This window comes from Serratia sarumanii (genome assembly GCF_029962605.1).
In the GTDB taxonomy this organism is placed as follows: Bacteria; Pseudomonadota; Gammaproteobacteria; order Enterobacterales; family Enterobacteriaceae; genus Serratia; species Serratia sarumanii.
The window spans coordinates 3996776-4014908 of the sequence record NZ_CP124750.1 but is presented as its reverse complement, the minus strand read 5'-3'; the positions used below and the strand labels follow the sequence as shown (position 1 = coordinate 4014908).

Annotated in this window: 11 protein-coding genes; all 11 read left to right on the top strand. The window is 62.2% G+C overall.

What is annotated here, in order from left to right; all coding sequences use genetic code 11:
* Positions 1–5 precede the first annotated feature (5 nt).
* Positions 6–2252: a phosphoenolpyruvate--protein phosphotransferase gene (gene ptsP / locus SSARUM_RS19050; protein ID WP_033649500.1), complete on the top strand. Its 2247-nt coding sequence runs from the start codon at positions 6–8 to the stop codon at positions 2250–2252.
* A gap of 222 nt (positions 2253–2474) precedes the next feature.
* A complete protein-coding gene (gene lgt / locus SSARUM_RS19045) occupies positions 2475–3347 on the top strand; it encodes a prolipoprotein diacylglyceryl transferase (RefSeq protein ID WP_033635761.1) in 873 nt (290 codons plus the stop codon).
* Positions 3348–3354: 7 nt separating this feature from the next.
* Positions 3355–4149 carry a thymidylate synthase gene (thyA, locus tag SSARUM_RS19040; protein ID WP_048321904.1) on the top strand — a complete coding sequence of 265 codons (795 nt, stop codon included), beginning with the start codon at positions 3355–3357 and terminating at the stop codon, positions 4147–4149.
* 174 nt (positions 4150–4323) lie between these two features.
* Positions 4324–4827 carry a prepilin peptidase-dependent protein gene (locus tag SSARUM_RS19035; RefSeq protein ID WP_048321903.1) on the top strand — a complete coding sequence of 168 codons (504 nt, stop codon included), beginning with the start codon at positions 4324–4326 and terminating at the stop codon, positions 4825–4827.
* Positions 4821–5399: a prepilin peptidase-dependent protein gene (locus SSARUM_RS19030; RefSeq protein ID WP_048321902.1), complete on the top strand. Its 579-nt coding sequence runs from the start codon at positions 4821–4823 to the stop codon at positions 5397–5399. Before SSARUM_RS19035 ends, SSARUM_RS19030 begins: the two co-directional genes overlap by 7 nt.
* Positions 5396–5842, top strand: a complete 447-nt coding sequence (locus tag SSARUM_RS19025; RefSeq protein ID WP_033649503.1) for a YgdB family protein — start codon at positions 5396–5398, stop codon at positions 5840–5842. Before SSARUM_RS19030 ends, SSARUM_RS19025 begins: the two co-directional genes overlap by 4 nt.
* A complete protein-coding gene (locus SSARUM_RS19020; RefSeq protein WP_033649504.1) occupies positions 5832–6188 on the top strand; it encodes a prepilin-type N-terminal cleavage/methylation domain-containing protein in 357 nt (118 codons plus the stop codon). Before SSARUM_RS19025 ends, SSARUM_RS19020 begins: the two co-directional genes overlap by 11 nt.
* Before the next feature lie 32 nt (positions 6189–6220).
* Positions 6221–9592 carry an exodeoxyribonuclease V subunit gamma gene (recC, locus tag SSARUM_RS19015; RefSeq protein ID WP_060431026.1) on the top strand — a complete coding sequence of 1124 codons (3372 nt, stop codon included), beginning with the start codon at positions 6221–6223 and terminating at the stop codon, positions 9590–9592.
* Positions 9593–9823: 231 nt separating this feature from the next.
* A complete protein-coding gene (gene ptrA, locus SSARUM_RS19010; RefSeq protein ID WP_060388412.1) occupies positions 9824–12712 on the top strand; it encodes a pitrilysin in 2889 nt (962 codons plus the stop codon).
* Positions 12709–16260, top strand: coding sequence for an exodeoxyribonuclease V subunit beta (gene recB, locus SSARUM_RS19005; protein WP_060431023.1), 3552 nt, complete (start codon positions 12709–12711; stop codon positions 16258–16260). The genes ptrA and recB overlap by 4 nt, the downstream gene beginning before the upstream one ends.
* Positions 16257–18107: an exodeoxyribonuclease V subunit alpha gene (recD, locus tag SSARUM_RS19000; protein ID WP_041036497.1), complete on the top strand. Its 1851-nt coding sequence runs from the start codon at positions 16257–16259 to the stop codon at positions 18105–18107. The genes recB and recD overlap by 4 nt, the downstream gene beginning before the upstream one ends.
* The last annotated feature ends 26 nt before the right edge of the window (positions 18108–18133 follow it).

Below are 18133 nucleotides of genomic sequence, written 5' to 3'. Positions count from 1 at the left end.
CGACTATGCTCACGCGCTTGCGAGAAATTGTAGAGAAGGTGGCTGCGGCGGCCAGTCTGACGGATGCGCTGGATCTGCTGGTCAATGAAACCTGTCTGGCGATGGACACCGAAGTGTGTTCCATCTATCTGGCGGACAACGATCGCCGCTGCTACTACCTGATGGCCACGCGCGGGCTGAAAAAGCCGCGCGGGCGCACTATCGCATTGGCGTTTGACGAGGGCGTCGTCGGGTTGGTCGGCCGCAGAGCCGAGCCTATCAACCTGGCCGATGCCCAAAGCCACCCCAGTTTCAAATACGTCCCGCAGGTGAAAGAGGATCGTTTCCGATCCTTCCTCGGGGTGCCGATCATTCATCGGCGCCAGCTGCTGGGTGTGCTGGTGGTGCAGCAGCGCGAGCTGCGCCAGTTCGACGAAAGCGAAGAGTCTTTCATGGTCACACTGGCCACGCAGATGGCCGGGATCCTGTCACAGTCGCAGCTTAACGCCATTTTCGGCCAGTATCGCCAAACGCGCGTGCGCGCGCTGGCGGCCTCGCCCGGCGTGGCGGTGGCGGAAGGGTGGCAGGACAGCAGCCAGCCTTCGCTCGATCAGGTTTACCGCGCTTCGACGCTGGACACCGCCAGCGAGCGCGAGCGCCTGACTCTGGCGCTGGAAGAGGCCGGCGCGGAGTTTCGCCGCTTCAGCAAGCGTTTTGCCGCCAGCTCGCAAAAAGAGAGCGCGGCGATCTTCGATCTTTACTCTCACCTGCTAAACGACGCCCGCCTCAAGCGCGAACTGTTCGCCGAAATCGACAACGGTTCGGTGGCGGAGTGGGCGGTGAAACAGGTGATAGAAACCTTTGCCGAGCAGTTTGCCAAACTGCAGGACACCTACATGCGCGAGCGCGGCAGCGACCTGCGCGCGCTGGGCCAGCGCCTGCTGTTCCACCTCGACGACACCACTCAGGGCGCTACCCAGTGGCCGGCGCGTTTTGTGCTGGTGGCGGATGAGCTGACCGCGACATTGCTGGCCGAAGTGCCGCAGGATCGCCTGGTCGGCGTGGTGGTGCGCGACGGTGCCGCCAACTCGCATGCGGCGATTCTGGTGCGGGCGATGGGGGTGCCGACGGTGATGGGCGCCGACATCCAACCTTCTCTGCTCAGCCAACGGCTGCTGATCGTCGACGGTTATCGCGGTGAACTGCTGGTCGATCCTGAACCGGTGCTGGTGCAGGAATATCAACGGCTGATCAGCGAAGAGCTGGAGCTGAGCAAGCTGGCGGAAGACGACGTCGAGCAGCCGGCGCAGTTGAAAAGCGGCGAGCGCATTCAGGTGATGCTGAATGCCGGCCTCAGCCCGGAACATGAACAGCTGTTGGGCGGCCGGGTAGATGGCGTGGGGTTATACCGCACCGAAATCCCGTTCATGTTGCAAAGCGGCTTCCCCTCCGAAGAGGAACAGGTCGCGCAGTACCAGGGCATGCTGCAGCTTTACCCGAGCAAGCCGGTTACGCTGCGCACTCTGGATATCGGCGCCGACAAGCAGCTGCCTTATATGCCGATCAGCGAAGAGAACCCCTGCCTGGGCTGGCGCGGCATCCGCATCACCCTGGATCAGCCGGAGATCTTTTTGATTCAGGTGCGCGCGATGCTGCGCGCCAACGCCGGCACCGGCAATCTGGGCATTTTGTTGCCGATGATCACCAGCCTGGAAGAGGTCGATGAGGCCAAACGCCTGATTGACCGCGCCGGGCGCGAGGTGGAAGAGGTGCTTGGCTATGCGATCCCGAAACCGAAAATCGGCGTGATGCTGGAAGTGCCGTCGATGATTTTCCTGATCCCGCATCTGGCCGGGCGCGTTGATTTCATCTCGGTCGGCACCAACGATTTGACCCAGTACCTGTTGGCGGTGGATCGCAACAATACCCGAGTCGCCTCGCTGTATGACAGTTTGCACCCCGCGATGCTGCAGGTGCTGAAATTGATCGCCGAGCAGGGGAACGCGGCCGGGTTGCAGCTTAGCCTGTGCGGTGAACTGGCCGGCGATCCCATGGGCGCGCTGTTGCTGGTGGGCATGGGCTATCGCAATCTGAGCATGAACGGCCGCAGCGTGGCGCGCATCAAATACCTGCTGCGGCATATCGACCTTGCCGACGCCGAAATGTTGGCGCAGCGGGTGTTGAACACCCAGATGACCACGGAAGTGCGCCATCTGGTGGCGGCGTTTATGGAGCGGCGCGGCATGGGCGGGTTGATCCGTGGGGGCCGGTAGCCGCCGCGCGTTGTGATTTTTTTACAGAACTTTTCCCGGCCTGCCGGACCGGACCGCGCTAAGCCTATGTTATGATGCGCAACCTCAGTGCGGCGCAGGCTCGTCGCCTTGCACACCGCAGCGGCCAATGCTGCTGCTTGCAAGACGCGGGACAATCTCCGCCGCCGCTTGGCACCTGCCGCCCCCGCATGGGGAAAAATAACAGACATGTTGTGGTGATAGATGAGCAATAGCTATCTGGCGTTTCCTAAATTTGATCCGGTCATTTTCTCCATTGGCCCGGTTTCTCTGCATTGGTACGGCCTGATGTACCTGGTCGGCTTCGTTTTTGCCATGTGGCTGGCGGTGCGCCGTGCCAACAAGCCGGGCAGCGGCTGGACCAAAGACGAAGTTGAAAACCTGCTCTACGCCGGTTTCCTGGGCGTATTCGTCGGCGGCCGCGTAGGCTATGTGCTGTTCTATAACCTGCCGCTGTTCCTGGATAACCCGCTCTATCTGTTCAAGGTCTGGGATGGCGGCATGTCGTTCCACGGCGGCTTGATGGGGGTGATTCTGGTGATGTTCTGGTTCGCTCGCCGCACCAAACGCACCTTCTTCCAGGTTTCCGATTTTATCGCGCCATTGATCCCATTCGGCCTGGGCGCCGGCCGCCTCGGCAACTTCATCAACGGTGAACTGTGGGGCCGCGTGACCACCGATACCCCTTGGGCGATGCTGTTCCCAAGTTCGCGCAGCGAAGACGTGGCCCTCGCCGCCACCGATCCTTCTTTGCTGCCGTTATTGAATCAGTACGGCGTACTGCCGCGCCACCCGTCGCAGCTGTATGAACTGCTGCTGGAAGGCGTGGTGCTGTTTATCATTCTGAACCTGTTTATTCGCAAGCCGCGGCCGATGGGCGCCGTCTCGGGCCTGTTCCTGATCGGTTATGGCGCATTCCGCATCATCGTTGAAGCGTTCCGCCAGCCGGATGCCCAGCTCGGCCTGTTCGACGGCGTGATCAGCATGGGGCAGATCCTGTCCATCCCGATGGTGGTGGCCGGTATTATTATGATGATTTGGGCGTACCGTCGTCGCCCGCAGCAACAAATGTCGTGAGGGACAAATGAAACAGTATCTGGATTTGATGAACAAGGTGCTCGCCGAGGGCACCCCTAAAGCCGACCGTACCGGCACTGGCACGCTGTCGATTTTCGGCCATCAGATGCGTTTCAACTTGCAGGAAGGTTTCCCGTTGGTGACCACCAAGAAATGTCATCTTCGTTCGATCATTCATGAGCTGTTGTGGTTCCTGAACGGCGATACCAACATCGCCTACCTGCGTGACAACAAGGTCACCATTTGGGACGAGTGGGCTGATGAAAACGGCGATCTCGGCCCGGTGTACGGCAAACAGTGGCGCGCCTGGGGCGCGGCGGACGGCCGTCAGATCGATCAACTGAGCAACGTGCTCCAACAGCTGAGGCAGGATCCGGATTCGCGCCGCATCATCGTTTCCGCCTGGAACGTCGGCGAGCTGGATCAGATGGCGTTGGCGCCGTGCCACGCGTTCTTCCAGTTCTACGTCGCGGACGGCAAGCTCTCTTGCCAGCTGTACCAGCGTTCCTGCGACGTGTTCCTCGGCCTGCCGTTCAACATCGCCAGCTACGCGCTGCTGGTGCATATGATGGCGCAGCAGTGCGATCTGGAAGTGGGCGATTTCGTCTGGACCGGCGGCGATACCCACCTGTACAGCAACCACATGGAACAGACTCAGCTGCAGCTGACGCGTGAACCGCGTCCGTTGCCGAAACTGGTGATCAAACGCAAGCCGGCTTCGCTGTTCGATTACCGTTTCGAAGACTTCGAGATCGAAGGTTACGATCCGCACCCGGCCATCAAGGCGCCGGTCGCGATCTAACCTTAACCGCATCACACCAGGGGGGCAGCGATTGCACCCCTTTTTTTATCCGCATTGCGCACCGCGCCGCATTTTTTTGTCGTCCTCTGCCGTCGTAAATAAAACATTGCGCAGCTTGCCGCAGCGATTACGCATGCGGCTTTACCGCGTTGTGGCGATCCTTACACTGGCGGCATGAAAGACAATACTCTCTCGAATATCGATGATCGCCAGCGTGGCATGACGCTGATTGAGCTGTTGGCGGCGATATTGATCGCTGGCATGCTCACCGGCTGGGGCGTCGGGCAATGGCGTTATCATCAGCAAGCGCTGCGGCTGGAACACACGGCTCAGCAGCTGCTGGCGTTTTTGCTGCGATTGCAGGTGGACGCCAACTGGCGTAACCGCGCGACGCTGCTGTGGTTCAAGAACGGCACGCCCTGGTGTCTGGGCGGTGGCGTGCCGCCGACGGATTGCGCTTCCGCCGAAGGCGCCGTTTTCTCGCCGTCTTATCGTGACGTCGCTTTGAGCGGCTACACCGGCAAAGAGATTGGGTTTTACGGTTTGCGCAATACTGCGCAGGCGGGGCACATCCTTCTCAGCAACGACGCAGGCAGCCTGCGGCTGGTGCTGTCCGCCCGTGGGCGGCTGCGTTTGTGCAGCGAAGGGCAGCGGGTCAGGGGCATTGCGCTATGTTGACTTTAGAACGCGGTTTTACCTTGCCGGAGGTGATGTTGGCGTTGGTCTTCGGCAGCGTGATCGCGCTCGGCGCGGCGAAAACCTATCCGTTGTTGCGCCAGCAAAGCGTGGTCGTCAGCCAGCACTTTCGGCTGGAGTCAACGCTGCGGCAACTGGCGTTCGGCATTGAGAAAGATCTGCGCCGCGCCGGTTTTTGCGCCGGGCAGTGCGCCGGCCGTCCGTTGCTGATCGGTCAGGCATCGGGAGAAGCGGCGGGCAGTTGCGTTATCGTTGCCTACGACATCGCTCGCAGCGGGCAATGGCTCGCTTCGGGCGAGGATGCGGGCTATTTCGGTTACCGGCTGCGCAATGGCGGCTTGGAAGGGCAGCGCGGCGTGAGCCAATGCGATAGCGGTGGCTGGGAGCGGTTGCTCGATTATGACGAAGTGCGCATTGAGCGGTTTCATGTGGCGATCGAGCGGGGCGATCATGGCGCGACCTTGGCTCGCCTGACGCTGGCGGGGCGCTCCGCCAGCGATACGCGTATCAGGCGCAGCCTGAGTGCGAGCGTCGAAATGGCGGCGCTGCCATGAATTGGCGAACCCAGCGGGGCGGTAGCACTCTGGCGGCGGTGATGTTGCTGTTGGCGCTGGGGCTGATGTTGCTTAACGCTCAGCATCGGCAGTTGGATAACGCGCTGTTACTGGCCGCCGATCAGCAGCGTTACCTTCAGGCTTATAATCAGGCCGCTTCGGCGCTGAGTTGGGGCATGAGCCAGCGCTGGCCACGCGCCGAGCTGAGTGCGGCGGCCTGGTTATGCAGGCAGCGCGCGGAACTGACGGCCTGCGCCCGGCTGTCTGCCAGAGCGGGCGTTGTGACGATACGCGGCCTTGGTGAGATGCGCGGCGGTGAACCGCTTTGGCTGTATCAGTGGGGTACCTTTAACGGCGCAGAGACCGCTGGCAAGGTGCAAGCTCAGCCGGGCGGTCGGCTGGATTTTTGCCCAGAGAAAAGGCTGACCGACTGTGACGGCTAACGCTCGGGCAGGGCGGCTATCCCGCAACGGCTTCAGCCTGCCGGAAGTGTTGGTGGCGGCCTTGCTGTTCTCGGTGTCGCTGCTTGGCTTGTTACAGTATCATCAGGTGCTGTTGCAGTCGTTTCAGCGCCAGTGGCACTACCGGCAAGCCTGGGCGCTGGCGCATCAGCAGTTAGAAGCGTTCGCCGTCACCGGGCGGCTCGAGGCCGAATCGCCGCCGGAAGGTTGGCGACGCGAGACCGCGCTTGACGATGCGGAGAGTGATTGCCGCCGATTGACGGTTAGAGTCCAAACGCCGCAGCGGCAGTGGGCGACGCTGAGCCGCTGGTATTGCACCCGCTTTTAAGCCGGTATGTCTTTTGTTTTAAAGGAGCCTTGATGTTCACGGTTTATCATTCCAATCAGCTGGATTTGTTGAAAACGCTGACCAGCGCACTGATAGCCAGAGATCCGTTGGCCGATCCTTTTCAACAGGAAGTGGTGCTGGTGCAGAGCCCCGGTATGGCGCAATGGCTGCAGATGCAGTTGGCGGAACAGTTCGGCATCGCCGCCAATATTGCGTTTCCGCTGCCGGCGACCTTTATTTGGGACATGTTCACCCGGGTGTTGCCGGATATCCCGAAAGAGAGCGCCTTCAGCAAGGACGCCATGACCTGGAAGCTGATGTGGTTGCTGCCGGAGATGCTGACTCAGCCGGCGTTTGCGCCACTGCAGCACTATCTGACCGATGACGGTGACAAGCGCAAGATTCACCAGTTGGCCGGCCGGGTCGCCGACCTGTTCGACCAATATTTGGTTTATCGCCCGCAGTGGCTGGAGAGCTGGCAGCGCGGGGAGCGCATCGACGGCCTGGCGGAGGCTCAGCAATGGCAGGCGCCGCTCTGGGCGCGGCTGGTGGAGTACACGCGCGAGCTGGGGCAGCCGGAATGGCACCGCGCCAATCTGTACAGCCGATTTATCCACGCGCTGGAGCAGGCAAAAACCTGCCCGCCCGGTTTGCCGCCGCGGGTGTTTATCTGCGGCATCTCGGCGTTGCCGCCGGTCTATTTGGAGGCGCTGCAGGCGCTGGGGCGGCATATAGATATCCACCTGATGTTCACCAACCCCTGTCGCTACTATTGGGGCGATATTCAGGATTACGCTTTCCTGGCCCGCTTGCAGAGCCGCAAGCGCCGTCACTACCATCAGGCACGCGAGCAGGGGCTGTTCCGCCAGCCGGATGATGCGGCGCGCCTGTTTGACGCCGAAGGCCAGCAGCAGCTCAGCAACCCACTGCTGGCCTCTTGGGGCAAGCTGGGGCGCGATCACCTCTATCTGCTGTCGCAGATGGAAGGGGCGCAAGAGGTTGACGCCTTTGTCGATATCCCGGCCGATACCATGCTGCACGCCGTTCAGCGCGACATGCTGGAGCTGGAAGACCATGCGGTGATCGGTATTACCGCGGAAACGCTGGAAAGCAGCTTCAGCAAACGTCCGCTAGATGAGAACGACCGTTCCCTCAGCCTGCATGCCTGCCACAGCCCGCAGCGGGAAGTGGAGGTGCTGCACGATCAACTGCTGACCATGCTGGCGCAGGATCCGTCGTTGACGCCGCGCGACATCATCGTGATGGTCGCGGATATCGACAGCTACACGCCTTACATTCAGGCGGTGTTCGGCAATGCCCCTGCCGAGCGCTACCTGCCGTTCGCCATTTCCGACCGTAAAGCGCGCCAGGCGCATCCCGCGCTGCAGGCGTTCATTTCACTGCTCGATCTGCCGCAAAGCCGTTTTACCTCGGAACAGGTGCTGGCGCTGCTTGAGGTGCCGGCCCTGGCCGCCCGTTTCGCCATTGGCGAAGAGGGGCTGCGCCTGCTGCGCCATTGGGTCGGTGAATCCGGCGTGCGCTGGGGCCTGGACGACGATAACGTGCGCGAACTGGATCTGCCCGCTACCGGCCAACATACCTGGCGCTTTGGCATCACGCGCATGTTGCTTGGCTACGCGATGGACAGCAATGCCGGCGATTGGCAGGGCATTTTGCCTTACGACGAATCGAGCGGATTGGTCGCCGAACTGGCGGGGCAGCTGGCAGACCTGCTGGCGCAGCTCAGCCACTGGCGGCAAATCTTGAGCGAAGCGCGCCCGCTCGAAGCGTGGCTGCCGCTCTGCCGGCAACTGCTGGATGCTTTCTTCGCTGCGGACAGCGACACCGAGGTGGTGCTGGCGCTGATCGAACAGCAGTGGCAGCAGGCCATCAATTTTGGCCTGGCGGCGCGCTATCCCGATGAGGTGCCGTTGACCATTCTGCGGGACGATCTGGCGGCGCGTCTCGATCAGGAGCGCATCAGCCAGCGCTTCCTCGCCGGGCAAATCAACTTCTGTACGCTGATGCCGATGCGTTCCATTCCGTTCAAGGTGGTGTGCCTGTTGGGCATGAACGACGGCGTGTATCCGCGCACGCTGCCGCCGCTGGGTTTCGATCTGATGGCGCAGCAGGTCAAACGCGGCGATCGCAGCCGACGCGATGACGACCGTTATCTGTTCCTGGAAGCGATTTTGTCCGCTCAGCAGCGGCTGTATATCAGTTTCATCGGCCGTTCCATTCAGGACAACAGCCCGCGCTACCCTTCGGTACTGGTCACCGAGCTGCTGGAGTACCTGGAACAAAGCTATTGCCTGCCGGGAGATGAAGAGCTTAGCGCAGACGACAGCGCCCGGCGGGTTGGTGAGCACTTGCTGAAGTGGCACGCGCGCATGCCGTTCGCCGCCGAGAACTTCTTGCCGGGCTCGGAGGAGCAAAGCTATGCCGCCGAGTGGCTGCCCGCCGCCGATGGGCGGGGTGCGGCGCATCCGGCGTTCAACCAGCCGCTGCCCGCCGAAGCGCTGCAGCAAATATCGCTGGATGAACTGCTGCGGTTTTACCGCCATCCGATTCGCGCGTTTTTCCAACTGCGGCTGGGCGTCAGTTTTATCCTGGAAGAGACCGAGCTGCCCGACGAAGAACCCTTCACGCTGGATAACCTCAGCCGCTACCAGTTCAACAGCCAACTGCTGAATACGCTGATCGACGGTGACGATCCCGAACGGCTGTTCCAGCGGGTGCGCGCCGCCGGCGGCTTGCCCTATGGCGCCTTCGGCGAAATTTATTGGCAAAAGCAGCAGGAAGAGATGAGCGAACTGGCCGAGCAGGTGCGTGCGGAACGCGCAGAGAGCCATAGCCTGGAGCTGGATATCGATATCGCCGGCGTGCGCCTCAGCGGCTGGCTGCATCAGGTGCAGGGTGACGGCCTGTTGCGCTGGCGGCCCGCGACGCTGTCGGCGGTGGATGGCATATTGCTGTGGCTGGAGCACCTGGTGTACTGCTGCGCCGGCGGCACCGGCGAGAGCCGCATGTATGGCCGCAAGAACTCCGCCTGGCGCTTTGCCGCGCTGGCGCCTGAAGAGGCACAGGCGCAGCTGGCGGAACTGCTGACGGGCTATCAGCGCGGTCTGAGTCAGCCGCTGCTGTTGCTGAACAAGAGCGGCTGGGCGTGGCTGAGTCAGTGCTATCTGCCGGAAACGCAGCAAATCGACTGGGAGGAAGAAGCGCAAATCAAGGCGCGCGCCAAATTGCTGCAGGCCTGGCAGGGCGATCAGCGCATTCCCGGAGAAGGGGAAGATCCCTACGTGCAGCGAGTGTTCCGCCAAATGGATAATGAATACTTAGCGCAAATACTGGCCGAAACAGAGCGTTATCTGCTGCCGGTGGCGCGGCATAACCTGGGGTAACAATCCCCCGGTGGTGCTGTGCGGCGGGAGGTGGTAAAAATAACGAAGGTTATATTCAACCATTGGGGTAATTCCCGGTCTTACATAACGTACAGGAATATACCCGCCGAGTTCGGGTCGCCATATTGGCGAAGAACCCGGTGAGTACAGATTTGGTTATGTGGTTTTGATGAACGTCGCCACCGTCAGGGAGTGGGCGCAGCGACGTCAGAATAGGGGTTTATTTTGGATATGCGCAGACAGTTGGCCCGTATCACCGGGCTGGTATTATTGGCTATGTGTTGGGCGCCGTTGAGTTGGGCCGCGCAAGGATGGCAACCGCTGGCGGAGAAGATCAACAAAAGCGAACACGATCCGCGTCAGTATGAGGCGATCAAATTGACTAACGGCATGACGGTGTTGCTGGTGTCCGATGCCCAGGCGCCGAAATCGCTGGCGGCGCTGGCATTGCCGGTCGGCTCGCTTGAAGATCCGAACAGCCAACTGGGTTTGGCGCACTATCTGGAACATATGGTGCTGATGGGCTCCAAGCGCTATCCAGAGCCGGAAAACCTGTCCGAATTCCTGAAAAAGCATGGCGGCAGCCACAACGCCAGCACGGCTTCTTATCGCACCGCCTTCTATCTGGAAGTGGAAAATGACGCGCTGGAGCCGGCGGTCGATCGCATGGCCGACGCCATTGCCGAGCCGCTGCTGGATCCGGGCAATGCCGACCGTGAGCGCAACGCGGTTAACGCCGAGTTGACGATGGCGCGTTCGCGCGACGGTATGCGTATGGCGCAGGTGGGCGCGGAAACCCTTAACCCGGCGCACCCGAGCGCGCGCTTCTCCGGCGGCAATCTCGATACGCTGAAAGACAAGCCGGACAGCAAGCTGCACGATGAGCTGACCGGCTTCTATAAGCGCTACTATTCCGCCAATTTGATGATGGGCGTTTTGTACGGCAATCAGCCGCTGCCGCAGCTGGCTGATATTGCGGCGAAAACCTTTGGCCGCGTGCCAAATCACGACGCCACCGTGCCGCCGATCACCGTGCCGGCCGTGACGCCGGAACAGCAGGGCATCATCATTCACTATGTGCCAGCACAGCCGCGCAAACAGTTGAAGGTCGAGTTTCGCATCGATAACAACAGCGCCGCGTTTCGCAGCAAAACCGATACCTACATCAGCTACCTGATCGGCAACCGCAGCAAGAACACCCTGTCTGACTGGTTGCAGAAGCAGGGGCTGGCGGACGCCATCAATGCCGGCGCCGATCCGATGGTGGATCGCAACGGCGGCGTCTTCGCCATCAGCGTTTCACTGACCGACAAAGGCCTGGCCAAGCGCGACGAGGTCGTCGCCGCCATTTTCAACTACCTGAAAATGCTGCGCAGCGAAGGCATCAAGCAAAGTTACTTCGACGAAATCTCGCATGTTCTGAATCTGGATTTCCGTTATCCGTCGATCACGCGCGACATGGACTACATCGAATGGCTGGTGGACACCATGCTGCGCGTGCCGGTTGAACATACGCTGGACGCGCCTTACCTGGCCGATCGCTATGATCCTAAGGCGATCGCCGAACGCCTGGACGGCATGACGCCGCAAAACGCCCGCATCTGGTTCGTCAGTCCGGATGAGCCGCACAACAAGACGGCCTATTTCGTCAACGCGCCTTACCAGGTCGACAAAATCACGCCGCAGCGCTTTACGCAGTGGCAGCAGTTAGGGAGTGGGATTTCCCTGTCGTTACCGACGCTCAATCCGTACATCCCGGATGACTTTACCCTGACCAAGCCGTCGCACGAGTTCAAAAAGCCGGAAATGGTGGTGGATAACCCCGGCCTGCGCGTGCTGTACATGCCGAGCCGTTACTTCGCCGATGAGCCGAAGGCCGACGTCACCGTCGCTTTCCGCAACGCCAAGACCATGGATTCCGCGCGCAACCAGGTGCTGTTCTCACTGACGGATTATCTGGCCGGCCTCGCGCTGGATCAGCTGAGCTATCAGGCATCGGTTGGCGGGCTGAGCTTCTCGACCTCGCCGAACAACGGCCTGATGTTTAACGCCAACGGCTTTACCCAGCGCCTGCCGCAGTTGCTGACGGCGCTGATCGAAGGCTATTCCAGCTTCACGCCGACGGAAGATCAGCTGGCGCAGGCCAAGTCCTGGTATCTGGAGCAGTTGGACGCCGCCGAGAAGGGCAAGGCGTTTGAATTGGCCATTCAGCCGGTGCAGATGGTTTCCCGCGTGCCGTATTCCGAACGCAGCGAACGCCGCGAAGTGCTGAAGACGCTGACGCTGAAAGACGTGCTGGCCTATCGCGACAGCCTGCTGGCCGAGGCTACGCCGGAGCTGCTGGTGGTGGGCAATATGAGCAAGCAGCAGGTCGACACGCTGGCGTCGACGCTGAAACATCGCCTGGGCTGTACCGGCATCGAATGGTGGCACGGCGAAGACGTGGTAGTGGACAAAAATCATCTGGCCAATCTGCAACAGGTGGGCAGCAGCACCGATTCGGCACTGGCGGCGGTCTATGTGCCGACCGGTTACGACGAAGTGGCCGGCATGGCCTACAGCTCATTGCTGGGGCAGATTATTCAGCCGTGGTTCTATAGCCAGCTGCGCACTCAGGAGCAATTGGGATATGCGGTCTTCGCCTTCCCAATGTCGGTGGGGCGCCAATGGGGCGTGGGCTTCCTGTTGCAGAGCAACAGCAAACAGCCGGCATACCTGTACCAGCGCTATCAGGATTTCTACCCGAAAACCGAGAAACGCTTGCGCGACATGAGCGAAGCGGACTTTGAGCAGTACAAACAGGCGCTCATCAATGAGCTGAAGCAGCGGCCGCAAACCCTGAGCGAAGAGGCCAGCCGGTTCGCCAACGATTTCGATCGCGGCAATTTCGCCTTCGATACTCGTCAGAAGCTGATCGCGCAGGTGCAACAGCTGACGCCGGCCAAACTGGCGGATTATTTCCACCAGGCGGTGATCCAGCCACAGGGGCTGGCTGTGCTGTCGCAGGTGAGCGGCAGCGGGCAAGACAAGGCGGATTACGCGGCGCCTAAGGGCTGGGTCACCTATCCGAACGCGTCTGCATTGCAGCAGATCCTGCCGCGCAAAGTGGCGACGCCATGACGGAAACTGCCCCGCAGAGACTGGAGCCGCTGACGCTGCCGCTGTTCGGCGAACGCCTGATCGAGGCGTCGGCGGGCACCGGCAAAACCTTTACCATCGGCGCGCTGTACCTGCGTTTGCTGCTGGGGCTGGGCGGTGAAGCGGCGTTTCCTCGCCCGCTGACGGTTGAAGAAATCCTGGTGGTGACCTTTACCGAGGCCGCCACCGAGGAGCTGCGCGGGCGTATCCGCGACAATATCCACGGGCTGCGCATCGCCTGCGTGCGGGGCGTCAGCGCCAACCCGCTGTTTTCGGCGCTGATGGCTGAAATTGACGATTTGACCGACGCCGCCTCGCAGCTGCTGGCGGCGGAGCGGCAGATGGATGAAGCGGCGATCTACACCATTCACGGCTTTTGCCAACGAATGCTGACGCACAACGCCTTCGAATCCGGCATGCTGTTTGAACAAACGCTGGTGCAGGACGAGTTGCCGCTGCGGCGGCAGGCCTGTGCTGATTTCTGGCGTCGCCACTGCTATCCGTTGCCGCTGGGCGTGGCGCGTGCGGTCAGCCAGGAGTGGAGCGGCCCGGAAGCGTTGCTGGCCGACCTTTCCGGTTACCTGCACGGTGAGGCGCCGGCGCTGCGCCGGCCGCCGAAGGACGAAGAAACCGTCCTGATGCGCCACGAGCAGATCGTCGCGCGCATCGATGCCATCAAGGCGCAATGGCGTGCGGCGGCGGGCGATCTGGAGGCGCTGATCGCCCAGTCCGGCGTCGATAAGCGCAGCTACAGCAGCAAACACCTGCCGAACTGGCTGAACAAGGTCGGCGAATGGAGCGGGCAGGAGACCCAGGACTACCAGTTGCCGAAGGAACTGGATAAATTTCGCCAGTCGGTGCTGCTGGATAAGACCAAGAAAGGCGAGCCGCCGCGGCATGCGCTGTTCACGGCGATCGACGAGCTGTTCGATGAACCCTTGACGCTGCGCGACCTGATCATGGCGCGCGCGCTCAGCGAGATCCGCACTTCCATTCAACAAGAAAAGCGCCAGCGCGCCGAGCTGGGGTTTGACGACCTGCTCAGCCGGCTGGACGGCGCCCTGCAAAGCGGCGGCGGCGAACAGCTGGCGCAGGCGATCCGCCAGCGTTACCCGGTGGCGATGATCGATGAATTCCAGGATACCGATCCGCAGCAATACCGCATTTTCCAAAAACTTTACGTCGGCCGGCCCGATTGCGGCCTGCTGTTGATCGGCGATCCCAAGCAGGCGATTTACGCCTTCCGCGGTGCCGACATCTTTACCTACATGCGGGCGCGCTCAGAAGTGAGCGCCCACTATACGCTGGAGACCAACTGGCGCTCGTCGCCGTCGATGGTCGCCAGCGTCAATCACCTGTTTTCTCAGGTAGAAAAGCCTTTCCTGTTCGGCCAAATCCCCTTTATCGAGGTCAGCGCGGCGGAAAAGAACCAAGGGTTGGCGTTTGACCTGCACGGCAAGCCGCAACCGGCGATGCAGTTCTGGCTGCAGCAGGGGGAAGGCGCCGGTGTAAGTGATTACCAACAGTTGATGGCGCGCCTGTGCGCCACGCAAATTCGCGACTGGCTCAGCGCCGGGCAGCAGGGCCAGGCGTGGCTGCAGGGCGGCAAGGAGCCAAGGCCGGTACAAGCTTCCGATATCACGGTGCTGGTGCGCAGCCGCAATGAGGCGGCGCTGGTGCGCGATGCGCTGAGCGCGCTGTCCATTCCGTCGGTCTACCTGTCTAACCGCGACAGCGTGTTCGACACCCCGGAGGCCAAAGACCTGCTGTGGTTGCTGCAGGCGGTGTTGGCGCCGGAGCAGGAGCGCACGCTGCGCAGCGCCATGGCCACCGGGCTGATGGGGCTGGACGCGCCGACGCTGGACGGCCTGAGCCGCGATGAGCGTGCCTGGGACGAGCTGGTTAACGAATTCGATGATTACCGCACGCTCTGGCTGCGCCGCGGCGTGCTGCCGATGCTGAGCGAGGTGATGAAAGCGCGCCAGCTGGCGGAGAACCTGCTGGCCAGCGCCGGTGGCGAGCGTCGTTTGACCGACGTGCTGCATCTGGGGGAGTTGTTGCAAGAGGCGGCGGCGCAACTCGACAGCGAACATGCGCTGGTGCGCTGGCTGGCACAGCAGATCGCCCAGCCTAATCGCCAGTCCGATAATCAGCAACTGCGGCTGGAGAGCGACCGGCATCTGGTGCAGGTGATCACGATTCATAAATCCAAGGGGCTGGAGTTCGATCTGGTGTGGCTGCCGTTCGTCGGCAATTTCCGCCAGCAGCAGCAGGCGCTGTATCACGATCGCCACAGTTTCCAGGCGTTGCTGGATCTCGACGCCAATGAAGAGAGCCAGGCCTGGGCGGAGGAAGAGCGGTTGGCGGAAGACCTGCGCCTGTTGTACGTGGCGCTGACCCGCTCGGTGTACCACTGCAGCATCGGTATCGCGCCGCTGTTCCAGGGCACGCGCAAGAAACAGGGCGATACCGATCTGCACCGCAGCGCATTGGGTTATCTGGTGCAGGGCGGGCAGGCCGGCGACGCCGCGTATCTGCAGGAGCGCCTGCAGCAATTGGCGGGCGGCGGCATCGCGCTGTCGCTGGTGGAACCGCCGGACGAGGCGCCCTGGCTGCCCCAGGCATCGCTGGCCGCTACGCTGGCGGCGAAAAGCTTTACCCGACGGATCCAGGATTTTTGGCGGGTGACCAGCTATACCGGTTTGCAACAGCACGGTTCGAGCCTGATGCAGGATCTGCTGCCGCGTCTGGATGTCGACGCCGCGGGCGAGCGGGGTGAGGAGAGTGAGCCAGCGCTCACACCGCATACCTTCCCGCGCGGCGCAACGCCCGGCACCTTCCTGCACAGCCTGTTTGAAACGCTGGACTTCACCCAGCCGCTGGACGAACAGTGGCTGCTGGCACAGCTGCAACAGCAAGGATTTGCCGAGCACTGGCAGCCAATTTTGCTGGCGTGGATGCAGGTGTTGCTCAACACGCCGCTCGCCGCCAGCGGCGTGACGTTGTCGGCGCTGACGCCGCAGCACAAGCAGGCCGAGCTGCAGTTCTATTTGCCGATTAACCGGTTGTTGCAGGCGAAGGCGCTCGATGCCCTGGTGAAGCGTTACGATCCGCTTTCCGCCCGCTGCCCGGCGCTAGATTTTCATCAGGTGCAGGGCATGCTGAAAGGCTTTATCGACCTGGTGTTCTGCTGGCAGGGCAAATACTACCTGCTGGACTACAAGTCCAACTGGCTGGGGGAAGACAGTAGCGCCTATACCCGGCCGGCGATGGAGCAGGCGATGGCGGAGCATCGTTACGATCTGCAATACCAGCTGTATACGCTGGCGCTGCATCGTTATCTGCGTCATCGGTTGCCGGATTACGATTATCGGCGCCATTTTGGCGGGGTGATTTATCTGTTCCTGCGCGGCGTGGATGCGGCGCACCCGGGCAACGGCATTTTCACCTGTCTCCCCGAGCTTGAGCTGGTGGAGGGGATGGATCGCTTGTTCAGCGGCGAAGCTGCGGCGACGGAGGAAGGATCATGATCGCACTGCTGGAGCAGGCGGTGGCGCTTGGCGTGCTGCGCCCGCTGGACGTGCAGTTCGCCCGCGTGGTGGCGAGCGAAGACGAGCCCGATATTTTGCTGGCCGCCGCCTGCCTGAGCGCAGAGGCGGGGGCCGGTCACGTCTGCCTGATGCTGGAGCAGCTGCAGGCGGACACGCTGTTTGAAGGGCGCCAGCCGGCGTTGGCGCTGGCGGTGTGGGAGGCGGCCGGGCGGCCGGATAGCGCGCGTTGGCAGCAGCGTTTGGCGGCCAGCGCGGCGGTTGGGGACGGCAGCGGCGCTACGCCGCTGGTGCTGCGCGGGCCGCGCCTGTATCTGCAGCGCATGTGGCAAAACGAAGGCGAAGTGGCGGCGTTTATCGGCGGCGAAGGCGAGTCGTTGGCGGTGCCGGAGGCTGAGCTGCGCACCATTCTCGACAGCTTGTTCGGCGCCGCGAGCGACGAGCCCGACTGGCAGAAAATCGCCGCCGCGGTGGCCGCCACGCGGCGCATTGCGGTCATTTCCGGCGGGCCGGGCACCGGTAAAACCACCACCGTCGCCAAACTGTTGGCGGCGCTGGTGCAGCTGGATGAAAGCGCGCGCTTGCGCATTCAGCTGGCGGCGCCGACCGGTAAGGCGGCGGCGCGCCTGACGGAGTCGCTTGGCAGCGCCAGCCGCCAGCTGGCGTTGACCCCGGCGCAGCAGGCGCTGTTCCCGACGGAGGCGGCGACGTTGCACCGTCTGTTGGGGGCGCAACCGAACAGTCAGCGCATGCGTTATCACCGTGGCAACCGGCTGCATTTGGATGTGCTGGTGGTGGATGAGGCCTCGATGGTCGACCTGCCGATGATGGCGCGCCTGATTGCCGCGCTGCCCGATCGGGCGCGGGTGATTTTCCTCGGCGACCGCGATCAGCTGGCTTCGGTGGAGGCCGGCGCGGTGCTGGGCGATATTTGCCGTTTTGCCGAGCAGGGATACAGCGATGCGCGCGCCGCTGAGCTGAGCCGCCTGACCGGTTGTTCGCTCACGGGGCAGCAGGCCGACGCGGAAGCGGCGGTGCGCGACAGCCTGTGCCTGCTGCGCAAGAGCTATCGCTTCGACGCCCGTTCCGGCATCGGTCAGCTGGCGTTGGCGGTTAACGCCGGAGCGGGGGATCGCGCGCTGGCGGCATTAAACGGCAGTTTCGGTGATGTTGCGGGCTATGCGCTGGCGACGAGCGAAGAGTATCAGGCGCTGTTGGATGCCTGCGTGGCGGGCTACCGCGACTATTTGCGGCTGACCGCAGAAGGGGCGGACGCGGCGACGGTGCTGGCGGCCTTTGGCCGTTTCCAGGTGCTGTGCGCGCTGCGTGAAGGGCCGTTCGGCGTCGCCGGCCTGAACGAGCGCATTGAGCTCGGGCTGCAGCGCGCCGGTTTAATTGACCGCAAGCCGGGCGTGCTCGGCCGCTGGTACCGGGGGCGGCCGGTGATGATTGGCCGCAACGACAGCGCGCTGGGGCTGTTCAATGGGGATATCGGCATTACGCTGCCGGATGAGCACGGCGATCTGCGCGTGCATTTCCAACTGCCCGACGGCAGCATCAAGTCGGTACAGCCAAGCCGTTTGCCGGCGCATGAAACCGCTTATGCGATGACGGTGCACAAATCTCAGGGATCGGAGTTTGACCATACGGTTCTGGTGTTGCCGAATCACTTCCTGCCGGTGCTGACGCGTGAGCTGGTCTATACCGCGATCACTCGCGCGCGTAAGCTGCTTTCGCTGTACGCTACGGAGGCGGTGCTGCTGCGGGCCATTCGCACGCCGACCCAGCGCCGCAGCGGATTGGCTGAACGGCTGCAGGCGACGGAATAAGCGCTGAGGGGCGCGGCAACGGCCGC

Bases quoted from the DNA above. Each gene is read 5' to 3' on its own strand.
- ptsP (WP_033649500.1), top strand. From the start codon at position 6: ATGCTCACGCGCTTGCGAGAAATTGTAGAGAAGGTGGCTGCGGCGGCC.
- lgt (WP_033635761.1), top strand. From the start codon at position 2,475: ATGAGCAATAGCTATCTGGCGTTTCCTAAATTTGATCCGGTCATTTTC.
- thyA (WP_048321904.1), top strand. From the start codon at position 3,355: ATGAAACAGTATCTGGATTTGATGAACAAGGTGCTCGCCGAGGGCACC.
- SSARUM_RS19035 (WP_048321903.1), top strand. From the start codon at position 4,324: ATGAAAGACAATACTCTCTCGAATATCGATGATCGCCAGCGTGGCATG.
- SSARUM_RS19030 (WP_048321902.1), top strand. From the start codon at position 4,821: ATGTTGACTTTAGAACGCGGTTTTACCTTGCCGGAGGTGATGTTGGCG.
- SSARUM_RS19025 (WP_033649503.1), top strand. From the start codon at position 5,396: ATGAATTGGCGAACCCAGCGGGGCGGTAGCACTCTGGCGGCGGTGATG.
- recC (WP_060431026.1), top strand. From the start codon at position 6,221: ATGTTCACGGTTTATCATTCCAATCAGCTGGATTTGTTGAAAACGCTG.
- ptrA (WP_060388412.1), top strand. From the start codon at position 9,824: ATGCGCAGACAGTTGGCCCGTATCACCGGGCTGGTATTATTGGCTATG.
- recB (WP_060431023.1), top strand. From the start codon at position 12,709: ATGACGGAAACTGCCCCGCAGAGACTGGAGCCGCTGACGCTGCCGCTG.
- recD (WP_041036497.1), top strand. From the start codon at position 16,257: ATGATCGCACTGCTGGAGCAGGCGGTGGCGCTTGGCGTGCTGCGCCCG.